The sequence below is a fragment of the Methanobacterium sp. genome (assembly GCF_038562635.1).
Classification (GTDB): domain Archaea; phylum Methanobacteriota; class Methanobacteria; order Methanobacteriales; family Methanobacteriaceae; genus Methanobacterium_D.
The window spans coordinates 835,290-857,651 of sequence record NZ_JBCFBO010000001.1 but is presented as its reverse complement, the minus strand read 5'-3'; the positions used below and the strand labels follow the sequence as shown (position 1 = coordinate 857,651).

21 protein-coding genes are annotated in these 22,362 nt (G+C 32.8%); 7 read left to right on the top strand and 14 right to left on the bottom strand.

Annotated features, from left to right (window positions below; all coding sequences use genetic code 11):
- Nucleotides 1-39 precede the first annotated feature (39 nt).
- Entirely contained in the window at nt 40-870 is an 831-nt protein-coding gene (locus tag AAGU07_RS04150; protein WP_342457934.1) for a methanogenesis marker 8 protein, read from the top strand.
- Between the two features lie 298 nt (nt 871-1,168).
- Here the strand turns inward: AAGU07_RS04150 and AAGU07_RS04145 are convergent, their stop codons facing one another.
- From AAGU07_RS04145 to AAGU07_RS04130, 4 genes are all read right to left on the bottom strand, one after another.
- On the bottom strand, nt 1,169-1,348 hold the full coding sequence (locus tag AAGU07_RS04145; RefSeq protein WP_069585245.1) for a hypothetical protein: 180 nt from the start codon (nt 1,346-1,348) through the stop codon (nt 1,169-1,171).
- An 813-nt stretch (nt 1,349-2,161) separates the two neighbouring features.
- Entirely contained in the window at nt 2,162-4,540 is a 2,379-nt protein-coding gene (lon, locus tag AAGU07_RS04140) for an endopeptidase La (protein ID WP_342457933.1), read from the bottom strand.
- Nucleotides 4,541-4,667: 127 nt separating this feature from the next.
- Nucleotides 4,668-4,961, bottom strand: coding sequence for a metalloregulator ArsR/SmtB family transcription factor (locus AAGU07_RS04135; RefSeq protein WP_342457932.1), 294 nt, complete (start codon nt 4,959-4,961; stop codon nt 4,668-4,670).
- Nucleotides 4,962-5,268: 307 nt separating this feature from the next.
- Complete coding sequence (locus AAGU07_RS04130) at nt 5,269-5,820, bottom strand: hypothetical protein (RefSeq protein WP_342457931.1); 552 nt, start codon at nt 5,818-5,820, stop codon at nt 5,269-5,271.
- Between the two features lie 934 nt (nt 5,821-6,754).
- Here AAGU07_RS04130 and kaiC point away from each other — a divergent pair.
- The 4 genes from kaiC to AAGU07_RS04110 are packed head-to-tail and all read left to right on the top strand — an operon-like array spanning nt 6,755 to nt 10,379.
- Complete coding sequence (kaiC, locus tag AAGU07_RS04125; RefSeq protein WP_342457930.1) at nt 6,755-8,461, top strand: circadian clock protein KaiC; 1,707 nt, start codon at nt 6,755-6,757, stop codon at nt 8,459-8,461.
- 1 nt (nt 8,462) lies between these two features.
- Nucleotides 8,463-8,771 carry a circadian clock KaiB family protein gene (locus tag AAGU07_RS04120; protein WP_069585250.1) on the top strand — a complete coding sequence of 103 codons (309 nt, stop codon included), beginning with the start codon at nt 8,463-8,465 and terminating at the stop codon, nt 8,769-8,771.
- Nucleotides 8,772-8,786: 15 nt separating this feature from the next.
- Nucleotides 8,787-9,134 carry a circadian clock KaiB family protein gene (locus AAGU07_RS04115; protein WP_342457929.1) on the top strand — a complete coding sequence of 116 codons (348 nt, stop codon included), beginning with the start codon at nt 8,787-8,789 and terminating at the stop codon, nt 9,132-9,134.
- 18 nt (nt 9,135-9,152) lie between these two features.
- Nucleotides 9,153-10,379, top strand: coding sequence for an ATP-binding protein (locus AAGU07_RS04110; protein ID WP_342457928.1), 1,227 nt, complete (start codon nt 9,153-9,155; stop codon nt 10,377-10,379).
- On the opposite strand, the gene AAGU07_RS04105 is transcribed toward AAGU07_RS04110, so the two are convergent.
- The 3 genes from AAGU07_RS04105 to AAGU07_RS04095 form a co-directional block, all read right to left on the bottom strand.
- Nucleotides 10,376-10,633 (bottom strand): SWIM zinc finger family protein, encoded by a 258-nt coding sequence (locus AAGU07_RS04105; RefSeq protein ID WP_342457927.1) that lies wholly within the window; start codon nt 10,631-10,633, stop codon nt 10,376-10,378. The two genes, AAGU07_RS04110 and AAGU07_RS04105, sit on opposite strands and share 4 nt — an antisense overlap.
- A 104-nt stretch (nt 10,634-10,737) precedes the next feature.
- The gene (locus AAGU07_RS04100; protein ID WP_342457926.1) at nt 10,738-13,014 is read right to left on the bottom strand and encodes a DEAD/DEAH box helicase; all 2,277 of its coding nucleotides are present in this window, start codon (nt 13,012-13,014) and stop codon (nt 10,738-10,740) included.
- A 285-nt stretch (nt 13,015-13,299) separates the two neighbouring features.
- A complete protein-coding gene (locus AAGU07_RS04095) occupies nt 13,300-14,073 on the bottom strand; it encodes an exodeoxyribonuclease III (protein ID WP_342457925.1) in 774 nt (257 codons plus the stop codon).
- A 288-nt stretch (nt 14,074-14,361) separates the two neighbouring features.
- On the opposite strand from AAGU07_RS04095, the gene AAGU07_RS04090 reads away from it, so the two are divergent.
- Entirely contained in the window at nt 14,362-15,327 is a 966-nt protein-coding gene (locus tag AAGU07_RS04090; protein WP_342457924.1) for a sortase, read from the top strand.
- A gap of 165 nt (nt 15,328-15,492) precedes the next feature.
- Nucleotides 15,493-15,687, top strand: coding sequence for a hypothetical protein (locus tag AAGU07_RS04085; RefSeq protein ID WP_342457923.1), 195 nt, complete (start codon nt 15,493-15,495; stop codon nt 15,685-15,687).
- A 53-nt stretch (nt 15,688-15,740) separates the two neighbouring features.
- On the opposite strand, the gene AAGU07_RS04080 is transcribed toward AAGU07_RS04085, so the two are convergent.
- The 7 genes from AAGU07_RS04080 to AAGU07_RS04050 form a co-directional block, all read right to left on the bottom strand.
- The gene (locus AAGU07_RS04080) at nt 15,741-16,646 is read right to left on the bottom strand and encodes a PfkB family carbohydrate kinase (RefSeq protein WP_342457922.1); all 906 of its coding nucleotides are present in this window, start codon (nt 16,644-16,646) and stop codon (nt 15,741-15,743) included.
- Nucleotides 16,647-16,665: 19 nt separating this feature from the next.
- Nucleotides 16,666-17,343: a HisA/HisF family protein gene (locus AAGU07_RS04075; protein WP_342457921.1), complete on the bottom strand. Its 678-nt coding sequence runs from the start codon at nt 17,341-17,343 to the stop codon at nt 16,666-16,668.
- A gap of 776 nt (nt 17,344-18,119) precedes the next feature.
- A complete protein-coding gene (locus AAGU07_RS04070; RefSeq protein ID WP_245837587.1) occupies nt 18,120-18,392 on the bottom strand; it encodes a DUF3194 domain-containing protein in 273 nt (90 codons plus the stop codon).
- A 576-nt stretch (nt 18,393-18,968) separates the two neighbouring features.
- Nucleotides 18,969-21,014, bottom strand: coding sequence for an Ig-like domain-containing protein (locus AAGU07_RS04065; protein WP_342457920.1), 2,046 nt, complete (start codon nt 21,012-21,014; stop codon nt 18,969-18,971).
- Between the two features lie 310 nt (nt 21,015-21,324).
- Complete coding sequence (locus tag AAGU07_RS04060; RefSeq protein WP_069583274.1) at nt 21,325-21,675, bottom strand: prefoldin subunit beta; 351 nt, start codon at nt 21,673-21,675, stop codon at nt 21,325-21,327.
- Nucleotides 21,676-21,708: 33 nt separating this feature from the next.
- Nucleotides 21,709-21,972, bottom strand: a complete 264-nt coding sequence (locus tag AAGU07_RS04055) for a KEOPS complex subunit Pcc1 (protein WP_342457919.1) — start codon at nt 21,970-21,972, stop codon at nt 21,709-21,711.
- Nucleotides 21,969-22,349, bottom strand: a complete 381-nt coding sequence (locus AAGU07_RS04050) for a ribosomal biogenesis protein (RefSeq protein WP_342457918.1) — start codon at nt 22,347-22,349, stop codon at nt 21,969-21,971. The genes AAGU07_RS04055 and AAGU07_RS04050 overlap by 4 nt, the downstream gene beginning before the upstream one ends.
- Between the last annotated feature and the right edge of the window lie 13 nt (nt 22,350-22,362).

Here is a 22,362-nt window from a genome sequence, read left to right as displayed (position 1 = left end):
TAAAAGTACAAATTAGCTAGTTAAACATGAGGGGTAACAATGGATGAACATGTAATAGAAGCGCTTGGAAAAACAAGGGTTGTAGTAAGAGATGGAAAAGTAGTGGAAGTTGGAGAACCAAAAATCAGTTACTGTCCCCTTTTTGATAAATACAGAGGAATCAAAGAGATTACACCTGAGGCCGTAAAAGAAAACATAGAATTTAGAATCCTTGATTTTGGAATGTGTACTTCCGAGAGAAAATTACGTATGAAAGATTTTTTATCATTTGGAGTATCTGAAACACTGGGAACTCTTCTTGATGAAGGTATAATTGACTGTGCTGTTATTGTAAGTGAAGGATGCGGAACCACCATCGTTGAGGATCCTGAGTTTGTGCAGGGCATGGCTGGCAGGATATCAGCATTTTTAAGCACATCCCCAATTGAAAAAATCATAGTTACAGTGGGACGTGAAAATGTCCTTAATCCTGAAACTGCTGAAATTAACCAGATTAAAGGTGTACTAAAGGCTATTGAAATGGGCCACAAAAAAATAGCAGTTTCTGTTGTATTCTCTGAAGATGCAAAAAAACTTAGAGAGATTGAAAAAGAACATGAAGGGGTTAATATTTACATATTCGCTGCCCATGTAACTGAAATGTCTAAGGAAGAAGCTGAAGAGATGTTCGATTATGCAGATGTTATAACTGGCTGTGCTTCAAAATATATAAGAGAAGTTGGTGAAGGGAGAAAAATTTTCACTGCAGGTGCATCTATACCAATCTATGGGGCTTCAAAAGATGGAGAACACTTTTTAAAAATAAGAATTGAAAAAATAGGTGGATTAAAGGATAAACCTGATGCTAAGTTGCCTGATCCTTTAATTTAATTATTTATTTTATTTTTTTGCTCATGTTCATGATCCGGTGCACACTTCATGTTTTTTATGTTAAATTATAATATCAATTAATTATATGAAATTATATTGGGAAGAGCGTAATTTAATTAACCATGTAACTCATAATAAATTCAAAGTAATATCGGCACAACCATTTAGACATGAGCGTTATTAAATTCAAAGGAGTTTCTCTTTTTAAGTGCATAATTTTAGAAAATTCGTAAATTTTTAAGATTTTTATTTTTGGTGAAATTAGTGAAGTTTTGTATTAAATGTGCATAAATTTGAATTATCTCTTTACTGCTATGCGTGAGTTATATGTGTTACAATAGGGACATTCCGGTCTAAACTCCAGCACTAATCTTTTTTCTCCATATACTTCTTCTAATCGTGCAGGAGCATCTTTTGCAATATCATATTCTTTTTGACAATTATCGCACTTTATAATCCATTCTCCTTTATTGACCATTAAGATATCCTCCAGAATTTAGGAGCATCTCATATTAACGATATTTTTCAAATGGATACTCCTAATAGTATTAATTATATCATAACTAATATTATTTTCTATTTTGGGTGACTTTTATCAAATATAAAAATAAAATTCAAAGGTTTAACTAATCTAAAGTTCAATCTTTGCAAGAAATAACAATTTATAATGGTGAACTATAAAAAACTTAAAATATCACACCTGAAAATTTAGAATAAAAATTAAAAAGTCATTATATTCAAAAATTCAAAATTCTTTAAAATTAGCATAAATAAAGCAGCACATATACATGCAGCTAACCATTTATGGGCAATTAACGAAAATAAATATTTCATACTGTCTAGACTTTAAATATTAAATAAATTGTTTGGAAATAAAAAATAATACGAGAAAAATTTGTCATGGAATTAATCAAGAATTTTACAACTTTTTATAAATTGAAATTTTATAGAAAAAAATACCCTCAAACACAATCAAAATTCTTTGAATTTTGATTTGTGTTTGGGGCACCAAAAAATCTAAGCTTGCAAAAACTAAGTTTTTGCATGCGTCAAAACTCATAGATTTTTGACAGATTTTTTGAGTGATTCCCTATCCAACTTATGGAGGTGAGTTATGTATGCGTTAGCTGGTTGAATAGGGAAATAAAAAAAATAAAAGTGAGTATATAAAGGAGGATCCCTATCCTGCCAATTAAATCCAACACTTTGTGTTTTGGTGTCAAACTGGAGGTAAATAAGATAAGTTTAGGGCAGGATAGGGATTTTTGGTCAAATTAAAGGGGAAAGGAGCTTAAGCTCCAGCTCCACCTGTTATCTGGTTTGATGTCATGCTGTACATCACTGGTTTTGGAAGTTCAATACCAATGGTTTCACTTATGACATCTTCCACTGTTTCAGCGAAGATGAATTTTATATCATCTTTAACATCCTGTGGAATATCATCTAAATCTTTTTCATTGTCCTTTGGTAGGATAATTCTGTTTATTCCAGCACGATGGGCTGCAAGTACCTTCTCTTTAATTCCACCTACTGGAAGTACTGCACCTCTAAGTGAAATTTCACCGGTCATGGCCAGTTTAGGGTCAACTTTACGGCCTGTTACCAGTGATGCAATGGTGGTTAGTAATGCTACACCTGCAGATGGTCCATCTTTTGGAATTGCTCCTGATGGAACGTGTATGTGTAAGTCTTTTTTGTCAAACTCAATACCTTCTAAGTGGAATGCAAGTCTTGAACGAATCAGGCTTTGAGATATCTTAGCTGATTCTTTCATTACATCACCTAATTGACCGGTAAGAGTTAATTTTCCATTACCTGGCATGAAAGCACCTTCGATGAACAGGATGTCACCGCCTACTGGAGTCCATGCGAGACCTGTTACAACTCCTGGCGGGTTGTTTTTACCTGCTTGTTGCTGTGCGATAAGTTCATGTCCTAATATGTCGTATAACATGTCAGATTTAACAACGTAAGGTAAATCAACTGTACCAAGTACAACTTTCTCTGATGTCACCCTTGCAACTGCAGATAATTGACGTTTAAGTCCCCTTACACCAGCTTCTCTGGTGTATTTTTCAATGATTGTTTTTAAAGCTTCGTCCTCGATTTGAAGTTGGGTGTCATCTAAACCGTGATCTTCCAGTACCTCTCCAATCAAATGATTTTTAGCAATGTGGAATTTCTCGTGGCTGGTGTAGCTGCCAACTTCTATGATTTCCATACGGTCCCTGAGCGGTCCTGGAATATCTCTGAGTGAGTTTGCTGTTGCAATGAAGAATACATCGGATAGATCGTAAGGCACTTCTAAGTAGTGGTCTGAGAAAGTGTCATTTTGTTCTGGATCTAATACTTCCAGTAATGCGCTTTCGGGGTCACCGTTTATTCCGGCTCTTATTTTATCCACTTCATCTAAGATGAATACAGGGTTTCTTTCGCCTGCGCGTTTCATTCCCTGGATAATTCTGCCGGGTAAAGCTCCGAGATAGGTTCTTCTGTGACCTCTGATTTCAGATTCGTCTTTAACACCACCAAGGCTGATTCTAACATATTTACGCCCTAAAGCTTCGGCAATACTTTTACCTAAACTGGTTTTACCAGTTCCTGGAGGTCCTGCAAGTAATAAAATGGATCCCTGTTTGTTTTGTTTTAATTTCATTACTGTGAGGTGTTGAATGATCCTGTCTTTAACTTTTTCAAGTCCGTAGTGCTGTTCGTTTAAGAGTTTCCTTGCAGATTCTATGTCAATATCTTTGATCTTGCTTTTACCCCATGGAAGGGCGACAAGCAGGTCAAGGTAGTTTCTTATGACGTTTTCTTCTGAGCTGTGAGGGCCTTGTCTTTCAAGTTTAGCCAGTTCTTCAAGAGCTACTTCTTTGACATCCTCGGGCATGTCCGCTTCTTCGATTAACTGCATGTAATCTTTTTTACCGCTTCCGCCTTCTACATCGTCAAGTTCTTCTTGTATGGCTCTAAGCTGCTCTTTGAGCATGTTTTCTCTGTTTCTTTTGCTCATTTCTTCATTGAACTTTGCAGCCATTTCCATCTGGAACTTAACTGCTTCTTTTTGTTCGATTAAAATGTCTAAGAACTTTAAGCTCTTTTCTTTTAGTGATCGTATTTCAAGTAAGGCCTGTTTTTCTTCAAGAGATATTCTCATGTAAGGGAAAACATAGGCTATGATTTTGGTTATGTCATCTAATTTATTTACCTGCTCAACGTATGTTTTTGAGCCTTTGAAGTTTTCACTTATTTCAGAAACCAGATATTTGATGTGTTTGAGTATATCTTCTTCATCTTCTGGATCTAAGTCCATTATATCTGGAATTAACCTGTAGGTTGCCCTGTAATTTGTCCCTTCAGGAATTAGTTCATCTACTTCTACTCTTTCAACGATTTCCATTTTAAGTTGATAGAAATCTTTCATTGCTTTGGCATTTTGAATTTTAATTAATGTACCTACTTGGTAGAAGTCTTCTTCGCTGTACAGTCCTTCAGTACTTCCTTCACGGACAGCAAGTGCAATTCCATAGAAGTCATCTGCTGCAACTCGCTTGTAGATTTCGCTACCAATTTTTTTACTAATTTTTAAGGTTATATCAGTCCTATTTAAATAAACTGTGTTTGGTATAACCAGTACAGACAATTCTTTGTTGATGTTCATTTCGGTCATGATATCACTCAAGGGTAGGTAGTTCCTTTTTTAAGGCCAATTAAGCTTTAATTATTGTTTTACTTTCCTTGATTTTGTAATTATGTTAATTTAATATCTACTGCGCAAATTTGATAATGGATAAATGTTATTCGCGCTTTCCTGATTTGTTGCACTTTAAAAACAGGCAACCAAATAAAAAATCAATTTTTTCTTTGTGATTTATCAGGGCACTCCTGTTGAAGGTGTAATATATATAGTTTCCCTGTTTTGTTGCGTTGAGGATCTTCGCAGTTTTTAGTATCTTAAGATGTTGTGAAGCAGCTGGTTGGGTTAAACCCGTTATCTTTGCCATTTCAGTAACACTAACCTTCTCCATTTCGCCGGATGCTAATTTATAGATTAACATCAGTCGGTTAACATTTCCGAGTGCTTTGAACAATTCTTCCAGTTCCTCTGATAAATCGGAGGTGTGTTCAGAATTTATCCTCAACATATTCTATAAGTATATACTTATATACTTATAAAGGTTTCGGTTTTAGATACTTTTTGTTAGAAAAAAATTTGTATATTAGTAAATTAGAAGATGTTTGATTTAAACCTTTCTAAAAAAATTCATTGATATTTTCAAAAATTTAATAGAAATAAGTAATTGTGTTCTGGATATTCTGTTAAAAGGTCAGTAAGGCTAGTTTTGTAGATTATTTAAAAATTAAAATTAAAAAGATTAAATATAAAAAGATGGAAGACTAATCCGTTTGGTTAGTTTCTTGTTTTGCTTGTTTAAACTTTGAAATTGCACTATCTGTTAAGTCTGCGGCGCTTTGCAGATCATTTGCATTGTTATTTTGCAACCCGTTGATTTCAAGTGTTAATGCTTGATTAAGATCTCGAAATCCTGATATTAACAAATTATGGAAATTTTGCAGGTTTTGCGGCGGAGTTAAACTTTGAATTTCTGTAAGTGCATTATTCAAGCTAGCCTTATCTTTTTGAAGTCGTGAAACAGCATCATCTTGATCTATTGCTCCATTTGCATATTTCTCAAGTATGGTATATGAATCATTTAAAGCATTATTTGCATTTTTACTTATACTGTCAACTTTGGTAGTGTAGTCGGATGTGGCTTTGGCTGAAGAAGTGCCATTGGTCTGGGGTTGTGTATCTGTGGCAACAGATTGGGTTGTGCTCGGACTATTGTTAGTTATTCCATAGATTCCTATTGCCATAACAAGTACTATGATGCATAAACTTGCAATAGCGATTTTACCATTTCTACCTAATTTTCTGATTTTATTCACCCCTTTAGTCTATAAACAAATTCTGGAACTACTTTCAGAGTTAATCAAACATTCACTGATTTCTCTTACCTATTAACCTTTGATTAATCCAGTAATGGTATAATTTTAAGGTCAATGAATAACTCCAGATTTATCTAAAATTTTGATAATTCAAGGCATTATTATATTATTTTATTAATATTACATATATAATTATTACTATTTAAAAAATAGACATTATTAAACCTGATAAAAAGTTATCAGTTACTTTAAAATAGTGAATATGTGAATTTAAATTTACAAGTTGACTTCAATGAGCTTTCTCAGGAAATGTTTAATTGTTTAGCTATATATTAACGGTTATATCTGACTTATTGGAATTAAAAATAGAGCTAGAAGATACAAATTTAGTTTACTCATCCAAAATTTAGATTAATAAATTTTAGGGCCTTATTTATACATTTTTCTATTTATTTATGAATAAATATTTATATTATACAAAAAAATAAATTAATTATTAATTTTAATCGCTCATGTCGGAGGTTGTAAAATCACAGATTTTACACAGCAAACACAAAGTATTTGCATGTTCACAAAATCAACGATTTGTGACAGTAAAAATCGTAGATTTTTACATGTTTGAAAAAAAACAAGTTTTTTTCAACAGGAAAAATAGAAACATTAGAAAACCTACGGTTTTCTATGCCCCAAAAATTCTATGAATTTTTGAGGGATTTTTCCATGTTGTGCAAATATTTAACGCGGATATCAAAGTAGATTACATGTTTTAAAGATATTCACATATAATTAATTAAAATTTAATTTATTAGAGTATAATTCATGCGCGTGTCATAGACATGAGCGATAAGTCATAGATAATTATTCTTTAGGTTAATAACACTATTTCAAAAATTCATCTTATTAGTAGTTATAGAAAAAATAGAGGTAAAATGGAATGTCAAATGCGGAAAATCTGTTAGATAGTAATGGATCTATACTTGAAAAAACTTTTACGGGCATTGAAGGTTTAGATGATATTACTGAAGGGGGATTACCTCAGGGACGTCCCACTTTAGTTTGTGGTGCTGCAGGTTGTGGTAAAACCATTTTTGCAATGGAATTTATTGTTCATGGGGCAGAAATGGGGGAACCTGGAGTTTTTGTATCCTTTGAAGAGCCTATTGAAGATCTTAAAAAGAATTTTATTTCAATGAACCCTGATTTAGATGACCTTATCGATCAAAATAAAATTTCATTTGATTATGTCCATATAGAGCGCAGTGAAATTGAAGAAACAGGAGAATATGATCTAGAAGGATTGTTTATAAGATTAGGATATGCTATTGATTCTATAGGGGCTAAAAGAATTGTTTTAGATACAGTAGAAGCTCTTTTTTCAGGATTCAGTGCTGAAGCGTTACTCCGTGCAGAACTCCGCCGATTATTCCAGTGGCTTAAAAACAAAGGAGTTACAGCCATCATAACTGGGGAAAGTGGTGAAAAAACACTTACTCGCTATGGATTAGAGGAATACGTTGCAGATTGTGTTATACTACTCAATAATCCAGTTATAAATAAAATTACAACTAGAAATCTGAGAATAGTTAAATACAGAGGTTCTGCACACGGCACAAATGAATATCCATTCTTAATTGGCAAAACTGGAATTACCGTGCTTCCAATTACTTCTGTTGGATTAGATCACCATGTATCTAATGAATATGTTTCAACAGGTATTGGAAGACTTGATACTATGCTTGATGGGAAGGGCTATTATAAAGGTAGTAGTATTCTTGTTACTGGAAATGCAGGAACTGGTAAAAGTAGTCTTGCAGCGCAATTTGCAGATGCAGCATGTAAAAGGGGAGAAAAATGTATTTATTTGGCTTTTGAAGAATCTCCAGAACAAATTATCCGTAATATGAAATCAATTGGTATTGATCTTGGACACTGGGTTGATAAAGGGCTTCTAAAATTTCATGCAACACGCCCGACACTCTATGGGCTTGAAATACATCTTGTAACTATATATAAACTGGTAAATGAATTTATGCCAGATGTTGCTGTTATTGATCCTATATCTAATTTAATCACAGTAGGAAGTCCAAATGACGTTAAATCTATGCTTATACGTTTAATTGACTTTTTAAAGGACAATAAAATAACTTCACTGTCTACAAGTCTCTCAATGATAGGATATGTTGAAGCTGATGTGGGTGTTTCATCTTTAATGGACACCTGGATTGATTTAAGAGCAAAAGAAGTTAATGGTGAGCGAAATCGTACACTGGATATTATAAAATCTCGCGGTATGGCTCATTCAAACCAGATGAGGGAATTTTTATTAACTGACGATGGAATTGTATTAGAAGATGTTTATCTGGGACCTGCAGGGATGTTAACTGGTTCGGCACGACTTTCACAAATGGCAATAGAAAAAACACAGAAATTAGTGCGTAAACAAGAAATTGAAAGAAAACAAAGGGAAATTGAACGTAAACGCAGCTTAATGGAAATTCAGATAGCTGAAATCAAGTCTAAATTTGAAGCTCAAGAAGAAGAATTTAAAAGAATAATTGAACAGGAAAAACTAAAAGAAAAAACTCTGGAAAATGATCGAAATGGCATGGCCCGAATGAGAAAAGCTGATAAGGGGAATTAAAATGGATTTGGATAGGGAAGAATGTCCTGAATTTTGGGAATTAAGATTGTATGTCGCTGGCCAGACGCCCAAATCAATAGAAGCATTCGCAAATTTAAAAAAAATTTGCGAAACACATTTGAAAGGTAAATATCGTATTGAAATAATAGACTTACTCGAAAATCCGGAGCTTGCTAAGGGTGATCAGATTCTTGCCATTCCAACACTGGTCAGGAAACTTCCGGAACCTGTTAAAAAGATTATAGGTACACTTGCAAATGAAGAAAAAGTCATTGTAGGGTTGGATATACGTCCAACATGTAAAATGTAGATTGGGAGTAATATAATGAGTAAAAAAGTCATTGATAAATTGGATGAGTTTGAAAATGCACTTACTGCAGAAAAAAAAGGTGATAAATACATCTTACGTCTTTTTGTGGCAGGTATTAATCCTAAGTCTAGAAGAGCTATTGAAAATTTAATGGAAATTTTAGAAGAGAATTTAAAAGATCAGTATGAACTTGAAATTATTGATATTTACCAGCAGCCGATATTTGCTAAAGAAGGACAGATAGTAGCAGCTCCAACTCTAATTAAGGAGTTACCTCCACCTATTCGAAGATTTGTGGGCGATCTATCTAACAAGGAAAAACTTTTACTTGGATTGGAACTAAAATCAAAGAATAATGAATAATAATATCACGGAGATAACATGAATAAAAGTGATGAATGCTCTAAAGAACTTGAAAAATTACGTTTAAGGCTTGCTGAAGCTGAAGAGACCTTAAATGCAATTCAAAATGGCCAGGTTGATGCTGTTGTTGTAAATGGTTCTAAAGGCACTCAGGTTTTCACATTAGAAGGCTCAGACTATGCTTACAGGATCCTTATTGAAGATATGAATGAGGGAGTAGCTCTGTTAACTATGGACCTTTCTATTTACTACTGCAACAGTAAATTGGCATCAATGTTTGATATACCACTAGAAAACATGATTGGAAAGCCAATAACTGATTTTATATCCTTAAATCAGCTTAAAGAATGTAAAATTCCTATTGAAAGTGGTTTGGACAGCAGCTGTAAAGAAGAAATTTCTATAGAATCTGCTGACGGAACTTTGGTAACATTCCAAATTAATATCAGCTTCTTAAAGAAGATAGACGGATATTATGTGATTGTAACTGATCTAACTGAGCAAAAAAAAGCAGAACAGGAACTTCATGATTTATTGAAAGATTTAGAGCGTTCTAATAAAGAACTCCAGCAGTTTGCTTACGTGTCCTCTCATGACCTTCAGGAACCACTCAGGACTATTGCAAGCTTTACTCAGCTTTTAGAGCGGCGCTATAAAGGTAAGTTTGATAGCGATGCCGATGAATTTATGAATTACATCGTGGAAGCTGCTAAAAGAATGCAGCGCATGATCATTGATTTACTGGAATATTCCAGGGTATCTACGAATCAGGAAGAATTTAAAGAAATAGATACTGCAGAAGTACTTGATGAAGCGTTATTTAATTTAAGAGGTACTGTTGAAAATAATAATGCGATAATTACACATAATGACCTTCCTAAACTAACTGCTGATAAAAATCAGCTTGTTAAAATATTCCAAAACTTAATATCCAATGCAATTAAATTTAAAAAAGAAAATGAACAACCTAAAATCCATATCTCAGCAAGAAAAGACCCTCAGAAAAATCAATATGTATTCAGCATCCAGGACAATGGAATTGGAATGGATTCTCAATATGCTGAACGTATTTTTAATTTATTCCAGAGACTGCATACAAGAGACGAGTATCAGGGAACTGGAATTGGACTCTCAGTTGCTAAAAAGATAGTCGAGCGCCACGGTGGCTGTATATGGGTGGAGTCTGAACTGGGTGTAGGCTCTACTTTTTACTTTACATTACCTATTGATCCAAAAATTAATTAATCTTCATTTTTCAGTTCAGCAACCTTAAAGAATGCTGCCCATAAATGTTTACAGACAAAACTACCTGGCTCTTTTTCACTTCGGTATTGATAATCATCACAGTCACAAAGCCACATGTTTTCATTCATGCTGACTTGATATGTATCATTTTTAGAGCCATGCACGCTGAAGATCATTAAATCATCATCAAATAATTCAATTTCAACATTACCTTCCATGTATAATTTAAAACCTTCATTCATCCTGTTTCCCATTGGTTAATCCTCTATGATTTAATTTTATTTTTGTATTAACTTGATTTTTAGATAATTCTATATTTATATTAATATTTACTTTAATAAAAATATTTCAACAAAATTTATCTTTCCATTTCCATTAAATCAAACATCTGTTCAAGTATAAAAAGAGTCCCCTCTTTATCAAGTGGTTTATTATCGTTACCGCATTTTGGTGAGTATATACATGCAGGGCATCCCTCTTCACAGGTACAATCCCTTACAAGTTCGTAAGTCATGCGGGTTATTTCTTCAATTAAATGAAATGCTTTCTCAGTTAATCCAATACCACCTTCAAATCCATCATAAATAAAAATTGTTGCCATTTTCGTATCTGGGTGGCTTGGTGTAGAAACTCCACCTATATCAAATCTATCACACATAACGTGAAACGGAATAATAGCTATCATTGCATGTTCAAGACCATGTATGCCTCCTTCAAAAATTTCTTTCCGGTCTATAGCACATCTAAGACCTTCTGCTATACTTTCAGGTAAAGTAAACCACATACCTTTTGTTTTAAACTGAATTGGGGGCAGTTGCAGGTTCCGTACGCTGACAATTTTACTCCTTTCTATTACCTTGTATTTTGGGTAATATTCACTTACTTTAAGTTCCCCAAAGGATACATTAAGATTCCCAATAGTCCTTTTTTCAATTTCTTTAAATATTTTGATGTCAATATCCTTTTGAACGCTTGTATGACTGTTTACATCTTTTTTAACTACTTTTATGATGTTTTTAGCCAGATTAAATTCTCTTACAATATAAGTTTCGCCCTGGTTAATCAGGACTGCCCCGTGGTGTGCTTCAGTGTATGCCTGTCTTTTATCCATTGTTTCTAGGACTTCTCCTTTGTAGTATACCTTAAATATTTCATCTGAAGTATTTCCAAGGTTAACTTTAAATGGAGGATATTCTGATCCGCTGTAAACCCATCCTTTATTTGTCTTTTCAATTAATTTAGAACTTTTTAACGATTTTAAATGTTCCTCTACATCTGTCTCAAAGTCGATTTTCATCATGTTTGGTTTTACAGGCATTTCCTTTGCAGCGCACATCAAATGCCCTTTTATAATCTGGAAATTGGACAGGTCAATTATAGCATGCTCGTGGGGCTTATCAAAGAAAACATCGGGATGCTTCATAAAGTACTGGTCTAAAGGATTTTGAAAGGCAACGAAAGTTACAATGGAATCAGAAGTACCCCTACCTGATCTACCTGCCTGCTGCCATACTGACATTAAAGTGCCAGGATAACCTGATATAATGACACTATCAAGTGAACCAATATTTATACCTAATTCAAGGGCATTTGTAGCAGTTACGCCTCTTAATTTACCATTTTTAAGGTTATCTTCTATTTTACGTCTATCTTCTGCCAGGTAACCCGCCCTGTATGCAGAAATTTTATTTGCAAGTGATTCGTCAATTTCTGCAATTTCCTTTTTAGAACGCCTTGCAATTAGTTCTGCCATTTTCCTGGAAGTAGTAAAACAGAGAGTTTGGAGTTTGTTCAATACAAATAACTGGAACAGGCCCTGGGATTCTACGTGTGTTGTGGTCTTTCCCACACCGTCATAATATGGATTATAGAATATGAAATGTTTTTTTCCTTTAGGGGAACTATCTTCAGATATTAAATTAAATTTAAGGCCGGTTAGTTTTTCGCTGAATTCAACAGGATTTGCTAAAGTGGCTGTGGATAAAATAAATTGGGGATCAGACCCGTAATAGTTGCAGATCCTTTGAAACCTCCTCAATAAGAATGCAACATTGGACCCGAAAACACCTCGGTACTGGTGAGCTTCGTCTATTACAACGAATTTAAGGTTGCTGAAGAAGTTTTCCCACTGGTGGTGCCATGGTAAAACATTGTGCAGTTCGTAGGGATTGGTTATAATTATTCTGGAATCCTTTCTGATTTTCCTTTTTTTAGTAGGCGTAGTGTCCCCATCATATACTTCTGGATTTAAGTTCATTCCGCAGTATTTTTCGAGCTCTTTCATTGATTTGAGCTGGTCATTTGCAAGGGCCTTTGCTGGATAAATATAAAGTGCTGTGGCATCCTTATTCTGACTTAATTTTTCGAAAATAGGTATATTGAAGGCAAGGGTTTTACCAGACGCTGTGGGAGTGGTTATAATTACATTTTTCCCGCCTCGAAGCAGGTCTATGGCGCTGCACTGGTGTTTATAAAGTTTTATATTATTTTTGTGCAGGTAATTCTTTATAAATTGTGGTAAAACAGCTTTGGTATCTCCATAAACTGCTTCTTGTGGTTTTAGGACACGTGTGTGTTCCAGCCTGTTTTTATACCACTTTTTTGATTTCAATGAGTTTAGTACCTTTTCTATCATTGGTTGTTTCCCTAGTTATTTTGAGTCAAAATAAGAATCAAATAAAAACTCCATATTTTATTTATAATCCGCGCGAAATTATTATAAAACATGTCATTATTTTAAATTCAAGTTTTAAGCTTCTTTTCATCTTTATAATTAAAACTAAGATTTATATTTTTTCTTATTATAATGTCTGTTACTAAGTTATATAATAGATTAAAACTGAATTTTTTAGTTATCCTGTAGATTGTAGTGAAAGGGCCTATGAATTTTTTAAAATTCATTTAAAATAAAAATAGGATGTTATTCCAATTCAATATCCAAACCAACAGGGCAGTGGTCAGAACCCATTACTTCAGGAAGGATATAGGAACATTTTACTTTGTCTTTAAACTCTTCATTTACAAAGAAATAATCCAGTCTCCATCCTACATTCCTGCTTCTGGCACTGCCTCTATAACTCCACCAGGTATACTGATCTGGTTTTTCATTGAACATTCTAAGGGTATCAATATAACCCTGGCTTAGAAATTTATCAATCCAGGCACGTTCTATGGGTAAAAAGCCCGAATTTTTTTCATTTGCTTTTGGCCTTGCAATATCTATTTCTTTATGTGCAGTATTCAGGTCCCCGCAGATTACCATGTGTTTACCATCTTTTTTTAATTTATTGGCATAATCGAGGAGGGCATCATAGAATTCTAATTTGTAGGCAAGCCTTTCATCGGACATTTTGCCGTTTGGGAAATATATGTTGAGGAGGACAAAATCGCCGTAATCTGCAACAAGTATCCTGCCTTCGCTGTCAAATTTAGGAATTCCAAAACCGTATTCTACAGTTTTTGGCTTCATTTTGCTGTATATGGCCACGCCGCTGTAACCTTTCTTTTCTGCCTCGCAGAAATAAGCATGATATCCTTCAATGCTTTTTAAGGCTCTAGGGAGTTGTTCTCTTGCAGCTTTTGTTTCTTGAACGCATAATATATCTGGACTTTCAGATTGAAGCCATTCAATGAATCCTTTTTTATGCACGGCCCTTAGGCCGTTTACATTCCATGATAAAATTTTAGTTTTCATGCTTTCATCCTGTGTTGATTTTGAAATGTAAAGGTATTTTTAATAATTTTTGCTTAACTAGTATATTGCATAAGCTTGGGGGTTGCTTATTTTTATTTCAAGATGTAAATTATTTTAATTATATTTTATAAATAATATATAGGAAACTAAGTTGATACATCATTTTTAATGATTATGAATTTATTTTAAAAGGTTGGAATTAGTTATTACTTATAATAACTTTAATAAGTAATGAAAATTAAAACTAACTGCATTATATAACATTAAGACTAGGGAGAGATTAATAAATTGAAACGTTTGAACACTTATTTAATAATTTTACTGGCCATTGTGGTAATTATTATTTTCGCGTTGAATTTAGGTAGCAGTGGTCTGGGAACACAGGCAAAACATTTTGACAATGGGGAGATCTCTTTTGATTATCCTGGGGCCCTGACTGAAGTTAATGGAACGGGATCCAATATAACGTCATTTTCAGATAGTTCTGGATTAAATATCACAGTTGTTAAAGAACGTATACCTGAGGGGTATAATTTAGCTAATCAGGTCCAGTCGAATGGTATTGGAACGGTTGATGAAAATTTCCAGCTTGTATCCACTAAAAATGTTACCATAAATGGAACCACTGGCTATGAAAGTGATTACAAATTACAAGACGGCAATGTATCAAAACTACGAAAAGAGGTATGGTTCCAGAAAAATAATGCAATTTATGGTATAATTTACACGGGTCCGGGTAGTACTGGTAGTTCTGGATTAGATGTCAGTGCCGCTGGAAATGAATTAAATACTATAATTAACAGTATTAAAATAAATGACAATGTAACTAATAAAAATAAAGTTATAGGATGGGCTGAACTTATAATGCCTACTATAGGTGGAGACTGGGAGCTAACATCCCACTCTGTAAATGATCCTGGAGTTTACTTTGTACCAACCAGTTACTATCCTGGAACAAACGGACAAACTGCTCTCATGGGTCATCATACAACACATTCTGCCCCATTCAGCGGAATAACTCAGTTAAAAGTTGGAGATCCTTTAATAATTAAAGATTATTTAACTCAAAAGAAATACACCTATGAAGTTACATCTAATGGTAACGATATAAGATGGGGAGTTAAAGGTGTTTCAATCGATTATCAGTCAACAAGTACGCCTGAATTATGGTTGATAACCTGTTGGCCTACAGGATATTCCAGAGCCGCATATATCGTCCACAGTAAACTTGTTTCAGTGGAGCCTTTAGGCTAAGCTGGAATTTCTTTATTTCAGTGGAGCCTTTAGTTTAAGTTGAATTTATTCAACGGAGCCTTTGTAGGCTAAGCTGAAAAACTTTAAATTAGAAAATCAATGTAATTAAATAAAGAGGGAAACTAAATAACTATTTCAAATTAATTAATTTAAAGGTGATCTAAAGTGACAAATGCACTTGCTAGCGCATATCTAATATTCTCGCATATACTTCCGCCAGTAATAGGATTTTTCGCGGTACTGCTCATTGCTTCAGGTATAATGGACAAAAAAAAGGAATATACATTTTTAGGAGTAGGCCTTTTCTTTGTTGCGGGTATCCTGCCTTTTGTAATCTTACCTTTCATTTTAGGATTTTAAAGGCCCTTATTTTTTTTATTTATTAGCGTTGCTCATATTTTTAAGAGGATTAATTAATGGACATTTTCAGAGTGGTTTGTACATCTTTTGTGGATTAATTTTTTATTTCCGTTGAACGCCCCTTTATTTTCAAGCTTTATAACTGATGCTGCAGAAGCAAACGTCCCGCATATTCTTGGATCTTCTGTTTCAATTTTTTGTGCAGCATATGCTGCCATGTATGTATCCCCAAGACCTGTAGGGTCTTCTATTTTTTGGGGGGAAAATGCAGGAATCCTGTATATTTTATCTAATTTTTTAGAATAAATCGTTGATCCACTACTTCCCTGTGTTATAATAACTTCTTCTGGTCCAAATGAAGTTAATGTTTTTGCAACATGATCCAGGGAAATTTGAGTACCTAAAATTGTTTTTGCTTCATTTTCATCTATAAATAGAATATTTACAAATTTAAGGAACTTTTGAAAGTCATTCCATGGCCTTAAAACAATTTTTTCGCCTTTTAAATGCCTTAAATATCCCTGTGCACCTAAATATATTGGAATTTTTAATTCGGATAAATATTTGAATGTCTCAAGTGGAATATCATAGGGGCATAATGGACCTAAAAGTATGGCTTTGCTGTTTCCAAAGTCTAAAGATGCGATATCGTTAACTTTTATAGGGTTTGATGGTATGTGGGCTTTTTGTATTCTGTGATTAGGGTTATTATCTGGATAAATATTTTGAAACTTTATTGTTTCACCAGTAAATATGGGGAAAAGTTCTATGTTCTCCCGAAAAGCGTTTAGTAATTCTTCATCTTTTTTAGAAAGTGTTATTATGGCTTTTGTATTTATTTTCAGACGTTCCAAAACACTGGACTGGTAGTAGACTGCTCCGCCTATAGATTTATATGTTGAACTATCTTTTACGATGGTATCATTTGTTATGGGGCCTATCAAGGTTATAGTTGACATTTTATTTACCTGAATAATTTTAAATTTTAAGGGCCAGTTTCCCATTATGTAATGCAGAACCAACTAAAAATTTGTTTATTCCCAGTTTTTCAAGTTTATTGATATCTGTGGAAGTTATTCCTCCACCTATAATTAAATGGAGTTTTAGAAACTTTTTTATAAGCTCTTCATTTACACCTTTTTCTGTTCCAACTTGAGAGATGTCCAGTAATATAACTTCTTGAGGATTTAATTCTACCATTTTTCTTATAAAATAGTTTATGTCTATATTTAAGTACTTACTGAATATTTTTTCGTCTTTTATGTCTATACTTATGATTAATCTATTTTTGTCAAATCTATCAAAAATACTGTTTAATTCATCCATATTTTCCAGGGTTTCTGTTGCAATAATCACTTTGTCAGCTACTTCAAGCGCTTTTCCAACATCAGAAACATTTTTTGCGCCGCAGTCAAGCATCACAGGAATATACTTGTTTACTTTTCGGATAACATCGAAGTTAGATTCTCTGTTTTCTATTGAGTCTAAATCGGCTATATATATTCTAACTGCACCTGCATCCCTTAAAGATTTTGCAATTTCCTCAGGGGAAGCTGATTCATGGAACACTGTTTTAAGTGGTTTGTATGTTTCTCTTTTACCTGACTTTCCAGATACTGCGATTCCATTTTTAAGATCTAAAACTGGTATTATCATATAATATTCAATCCATTGATTTTTATTTAGAATTAGGTTTACTTGTTTAATGTTAAATCTGTATTTTTATATAAAGTTGTATATTATAACTATAGGTCTAAGATTTTATTTAATCCATATTTAGAATTAGGTTTTTTTTTAACTGTTTAGTGTTATAAAATAAATCTATATTTCTATATCTTGTACATTCTAATTATTTAAGTTAAGAATTTATTTAATCTATTGACTTTAGTTAAAATTAGATTTTTTAAATGTTTAATGTTAAATAAATCTATAAACTTGTATATTCTAATTATTTAAGTTAAGAATTGTTTATGTGCAGTGGACTTTATACGATCCATTAACTTTTATTTGAATTTGTTCTGTCATGGAGTCATGCAAGCATTATTTGTTTATGTTACTTTAGTTAATTTTGAAAATAGAATTAGTATTATGATGGCTACTTATTTAAATAAAGATATAATGTAAAATTAAAATTTGTTTTAAAAAAAATTAAGGGGGGCATCTATACATTTGAGCGAAAATATTTTTTATTTAGATGCCCTATAATTTTTAACAACTCCGTTTAGGGATCTAATGGTATTTAGATCCCTAAACTTGATGGAGTTTTAAGGAGGGGCTTGGTAAACATTAAGCTAATTTATTAATTTTAATACTATTTTTACTTTTTTTATTACTATTATAAAATTAGTTTTTTTGGTATTTAATAATTTCTATGTTTTTTAAAACAAGATCTGGACATTTAATTTGAAAAACTAAAAGAATAGAAAATTAAATTATATTTTATCTAAAAACTTTTCAATCTCTAAAAGAGCATGATCGGCCGCTTCATCTGCAACTTTTGTATCTGCAGCAGAAAGTTCATCAAATAAAAGGTTAACGGTAATATTTATATCAAGTACGTCTTCATAGTTAATCTCTACATCGATATCTATATCATTAATTTCTTTTTTAGAGACTTTAGATAAGACGAAATCTTGAGCTGATGATACAGCAATTTCTGAGATTTTATCGAGGTCTTCATCAGTTAATTTTTTCAATTTACCCATTTTAATCTACACTTTTTATTGTTTTTACACTCGAAAATCGAAGCCTGCAAATCCCTAAAAAATCTACGATTTTTTGGGCCGGCAAAAACTATGTTTTTGTGGCCGAGGAAATTGCATTTCCTCCGGCATGTAAAAATCTGCGATTTTTACGGTTGCGAATTGAAAATTCGCAAACATAGAAAAATGTTGTCAAAATCATCAAAAATCGAATTTTCGATTTTTGGGAGATAGGAAATGCTACGCATTTCCTATATTTTCAATTTTGACACCGCGAAAATCAAAGATTTTTTGCATGCTATGCATTTTTCTCCAGCTCTCGATTTGCGACCTGCGAAATTATAAATTTTGAAGATTCACAACCGCATTTAAATTTTTGCAGGGTTTAATTTAACAGTACTAAATTTTGCTATATATTCAAATGTGTTAAACAAAGTATAAATATGCTTTTGCACATTTATTTGAAATTAAATTACTAAAACAAGTTTAAAAATCAATTTTATTTTAATTTACATAATACAGTGATTTCTATTTTAAAATTTATTATCAAAGAATTAAAAAAGAAAGGAGAAAAATTTTTTAGTATATCCCAGTTTTAAACTTAAATATATAGCCTGCAGCTAAATTGTTACCTGCACTGTCTTTTACTGCTTTAGCTGGAATGTAAACCTGGTACCATTTAGACGGGTATCTTTTATAGGTCATTTTGATAGAAAGTGTGTTACCGCTTATTGATTTACCTATAAAAACTATTTGTCCGGTATTCATGTTTTTAATGTATATTTTTGACCAGTTAACACTAGATTTAATGTTTTCGCTGAATTTGATAGTAATGGTAGATGTTCTTGAAACACCTGCAGCACCGTTTTTAGGAGTGGTTAAAGTCACTTTAGGGGCTGTTTTATCAATAGTGTACTTTTCAGTATAAACTGGAGATTTATTTCCAGCTTTATCAATGGCCATGAACTTTAAAGTGGTTGTAGATTTTATTATAAGCGGTGCTGTGTAGATTTTGCTTGCAGTGGTTGGTGTGGTTCCATTTGTAGTGTAATAAATAGTTCCATATTCACTCATATTTAAAGTAATTGTTTTAGTAACGTTGTATGATCCAGTTTTAACACTAGCATTTGCTGTGGGTGCCATTGTATCTAGATTAAAAGTTGAAGTAAAAACAGATGTTAAACTATTACCTGCTAAATCTTTTACTGCATTTATTGGAATGTTTACGCTATAGTTTCCATCAATACAGCTTGAATCTAAAGTTAAGGTTAAAGTACTTCCAATGATATTTTTAGTTATTGGAAAAGTTCCGGATGGGCCTGTAACTGATATACCATCATAAGCACTGCCTGCCTGTATTGGTTCACTGAAAGTAACTGTAATTACTTGAGGAATAATATTTGTTTTGGTGTTATTTGAAGGATCAATGGTTGTTACAGTTGGTGAGGTTGCATCTACATTAACTAATGTATAGGATATTTGACTATCTGCTGCAGCTGAAACAGTGGCAACACCACTTGTTGATCCAGCTTTTAAAGTTGATTGTGCCGCTCCATTAACTATGGATACTGAATTGTCTATAGTTCCTAAAGTCGTGTCAAATACTATATTTATTCCATCTGGAATATGGCCGCTTGCAGGATCCTGGTAAATACCTGTATTATCATGTAATAAGTCTGCAATTATATTTGACACTTCATTACCTTTAATAAGGGTTGAAATTGAATTTACAGTTAAAACTAACCATTTTGAAACTTTAGCACCAATAACTTTTACAGATGGATCATCGTTAGAACCCCACCAGTTATACTCTGCATTTAATTTACTGCCGCTACCACAGTAAATATCGTTACCATAATCTGCAGTGTTCCCGACAATACGATTAAACTGTAAGGTACATGAACCCTCAGTATTGTAGATAGCACCACCATAAGTTGCAGTATTGTTGTTAAATGTACTGGAAGTTATATTAGTACTGCTTCTGTAGCTGTAGACAGCACCTGCAGCATCAGCCGTGTTACCTGTTATAATACAGCTGCTCAAAGCACTACTGCCATGGTCATTATATATAGCACTGCCCTCATATGCAGCATTACCTGTGAAAATACAATCAGTTAAATTGATAGTGCCGGTATTGTATATAGCACCGCCGTAATTAACAGCATTATTGCTGTCGAAGGTACAATTTTCTGCATTTAAAGTACCCTGGTTGTCAATTGCACCACCGTTGTAAGCTGTTCCGTTGATTATTGTCAAATTTTGGATAGTAAAATTAACATCATTACTAACATTAAATATCCAGTTAGTGCCTGTTCCATTTATGATAGTTTTACCCTGACTTTGACCAATAATAGTCATGTTTTTACTGATTGTGAGATTTGTATTTTCCTCACCACTGTAAATTCCGTCTGCAATTTGCACTGTTCCATTTTCATCAACGCTGCTTACCCCTTTATCTATTGTAAGATAAGGTAAATCACTTGTACCTGGATTAAAGTCAGATCCTACTGTTGCATTAACATAAACAGTTGAATCTGCACTAACGCAGGATATAGTAACTACAATAACAAAAAGATTGATTAATAAAAGAACTAAGGGTATTTTATTTCGATTTAATATTTTCATAACCTCCTTTTATACTTGATTTTATTTTTTAATAAGTAATAGAATATTTAAATAATAATTAATAATTAATTATTATATATAAAATTTATTAAAACTTAATAAAAAAAAACAAGGATAATTTAATAAATAAATCCAAAAAGCTTCATTAAAAGGTTATAAACTAAGAAATTATAGTGTAGTAATTTAAATTAAAAAAGAAAAATAGTGCATAAACGTGCTTTTGAATATATGCACAAGGTAAATTAGTAAATTATAAATAATCCAAAAATTAGTATTTGGGCAGTTAATTTTTTTTAATTAACTGACCTTTTTATTGTATTCCGCTTCCTTTCATAGCTTCTTGAATAGAAGACTGCATTTCCTGAAGCCTTTTCATGATTCTTTCTTCCTGTCTCTGGACAGTTTTTTCACGAAGCTCTAAGGTTTCTATTTTATCTTCAAGTTCTTTAGTCATATCTTCTTTTTTAACTTTGATAAGTAATGTTCCTGCGGTTTTGTAAACATCAGCATTTTCTTCTACTTTGTTTAACTCTTCGACAGCTTTTTTAGTTTCTTTTAACTGTAGATCGACACTTTGTTTTTGCATTGAAATTGCCTGAGCTTGCTGCTGTACCTGCTGGAATTGGGCTAATTGATGTTGTACATTTTGAGGAAGTTCCATTCAAATCACCTCTATTTTTATTATAGTTACTATCTATCCTGTCTCATTTAACGAATTAACTTCATGAGATAGTGTTATCCATCTAAAATATGAATTAACAGATGCTCGAAGAGATGGAGTATCTTCAGCATCAATTATTAATTTTAAAGTTTTTCCATCTAAATTTATTTCAACTGAAGTCTTTTCAGATGGCGCAGTTTGAATTTCAGGTTCAATTGATTTTAAAACCAAATTTGCTTCATCTAAACTATTAAATTTAATTTTAAATTCGGCTTTAACATGTTCTGGAATATTCATTTAAATCTCCAGTTTTTAACGTAAATTCGAGGGTCTCTAACTGAACCTTCTTTATCATAAAATTCTATTATAGCTTTATTTTCCCCTTCTCCTTTTTTGACCCAGATTAAATTCTTGTTCGAATTTTTATCAGGAATCTTCAGGATATCGCTGATGGGATTTTTAAGCTCTTCTATTTCACATCTAATGTTTAGTGCATCCGAGTTTATTTTACCTTTTAAATTTAAAAGGGATACTGTTATCTTTAAAAATAACAGCAATTCACAGTTTTCATTATATATTTCAATTTTACTGGGATTTCCTTTTATTTGAGAAACTACTGCTGTTTCATGAAATCCGAGTGCCGCTGATTTAAGTAAGACATCTCGGAAGCTCATTTTGCCCCTATTT

Bases quoted from the DNA above. Each gene is read 5' to 3' on its own strand.
- AAGU07_RS04050 (WP_342457918.1), bottom strand. From the start codon at position 22,349: ATGAGCTTCCGAGATGTCTTACTTAAATCAGCGGCACTCGGATTTCAT.
- AAGU07_RS04120 (WP_069585250.1), top strand. From the start codon at position 8,463: ATGGATTTGGATAGGGAAGAATGTCCTGAATTTTGGGAATTAAGATTG.
- AAGU07_RS04070 (WP_245837587.1), bottom strand. From the start codon at position 18,392: ATGGGTAAATTGAAAAAATTAACTGATGAAGACCTCGATAAAATCTCA.
- AAGU07_RS04075 (WP_342457921.1), bottom strand. From the start codon at position 17,343: ATGATAATACCAGTTTTAGATCTTAAAAATGGAATCGCAGTATCTGGA.
- AAGU07_RS04150 (WP_342457934.1), top strand. From the start codon at position 40: ATGGATGAACATGTAATAGAAGCGCTTGGAAAAACAAGGGTTGTAGTA.
- AAGU07_RS04065 (WP_342457920.1), bottom strand. From the start codon at position 21,014: ATGAAAATATTAAATCGAAATAAAATACCCTTAGTTCTTTTATTAATC.
- AAGU07_RS04055 (WP_342457919.1), bottom strand. From the start codon at position 21,972: ATGAATATTCCAGAACATGTTAAAGCCGAATTTAAAATTAAATTTAAT.
- AAGU07_RS04060 (WP_069583274.1), bottom strand. From the start codon at position 21,675: ATGGAACTTCCTCAAAATGTACAACATCAATTAGCCCAATTCCAGCAG.
- kaiC (WP_342457930.1), top strand. From the start codon at position 6,755: ATGTCAAATGCGGAAAATCTGTTAGATAGTAATGGATCTATACTTGAA.
- AAGU07_RS04145 (WP_069585245.1), bottom strand. From the start codon at position 1,348: ATGGTCAATAAAGGAGAATGGATTATAAAGTGCGATAATTGTCAAAAA.
- AAGU07_RS04095 (WP_342457925.1), bottom strand. From the start codon at position 14,073: ATGAAAACTAAAATTTTATCATGGAATGTAAACGGCCTAAGGGCCGTG.
- AAGU07_RS04100 (WP_342457926.1), bottom strand. From the start codon at position 13,014: ATGATAGAAAAGGTACTAAACTCATTGAAATCAAAAAAGTGGTATAAA.
- AAGU07_RS04115 (WP_342457929.1), top strand. From the start codon at position 8,787: ATGAGTAAAAAAGTCATTGATAAATTGGATGAGTTTGAAAATGCACTT.
- AAGU07_RS04110 (WP_342457928.1), top strand. From the start codon at position 9,153: ATGAATAAAAGTGATGAATGCTCTAAAGAACTTGAAAAATTACGTTTA.
- lon (WP_342457933.1), bottom strand. From the start codon at position 4,540: ATGACCGAAATGAACATCAACAAAGAATTGTCTGTACTGGTTATACCA.
- AAGU07_RS04080 (WP_342457922.1), bottom strand. From the start codon at position 16,646: ATGTCAACTATAACCTTGATAGGCCCCATAACAAATGATACCATCGTA.
- AAGU07_RS04105 (WP_342457927.1), bottom strand. From the start codon at position 10,633: ATGGGAAACAGGATGAATGAAGGTTTTAAATTATACATGGAAGGTAAT.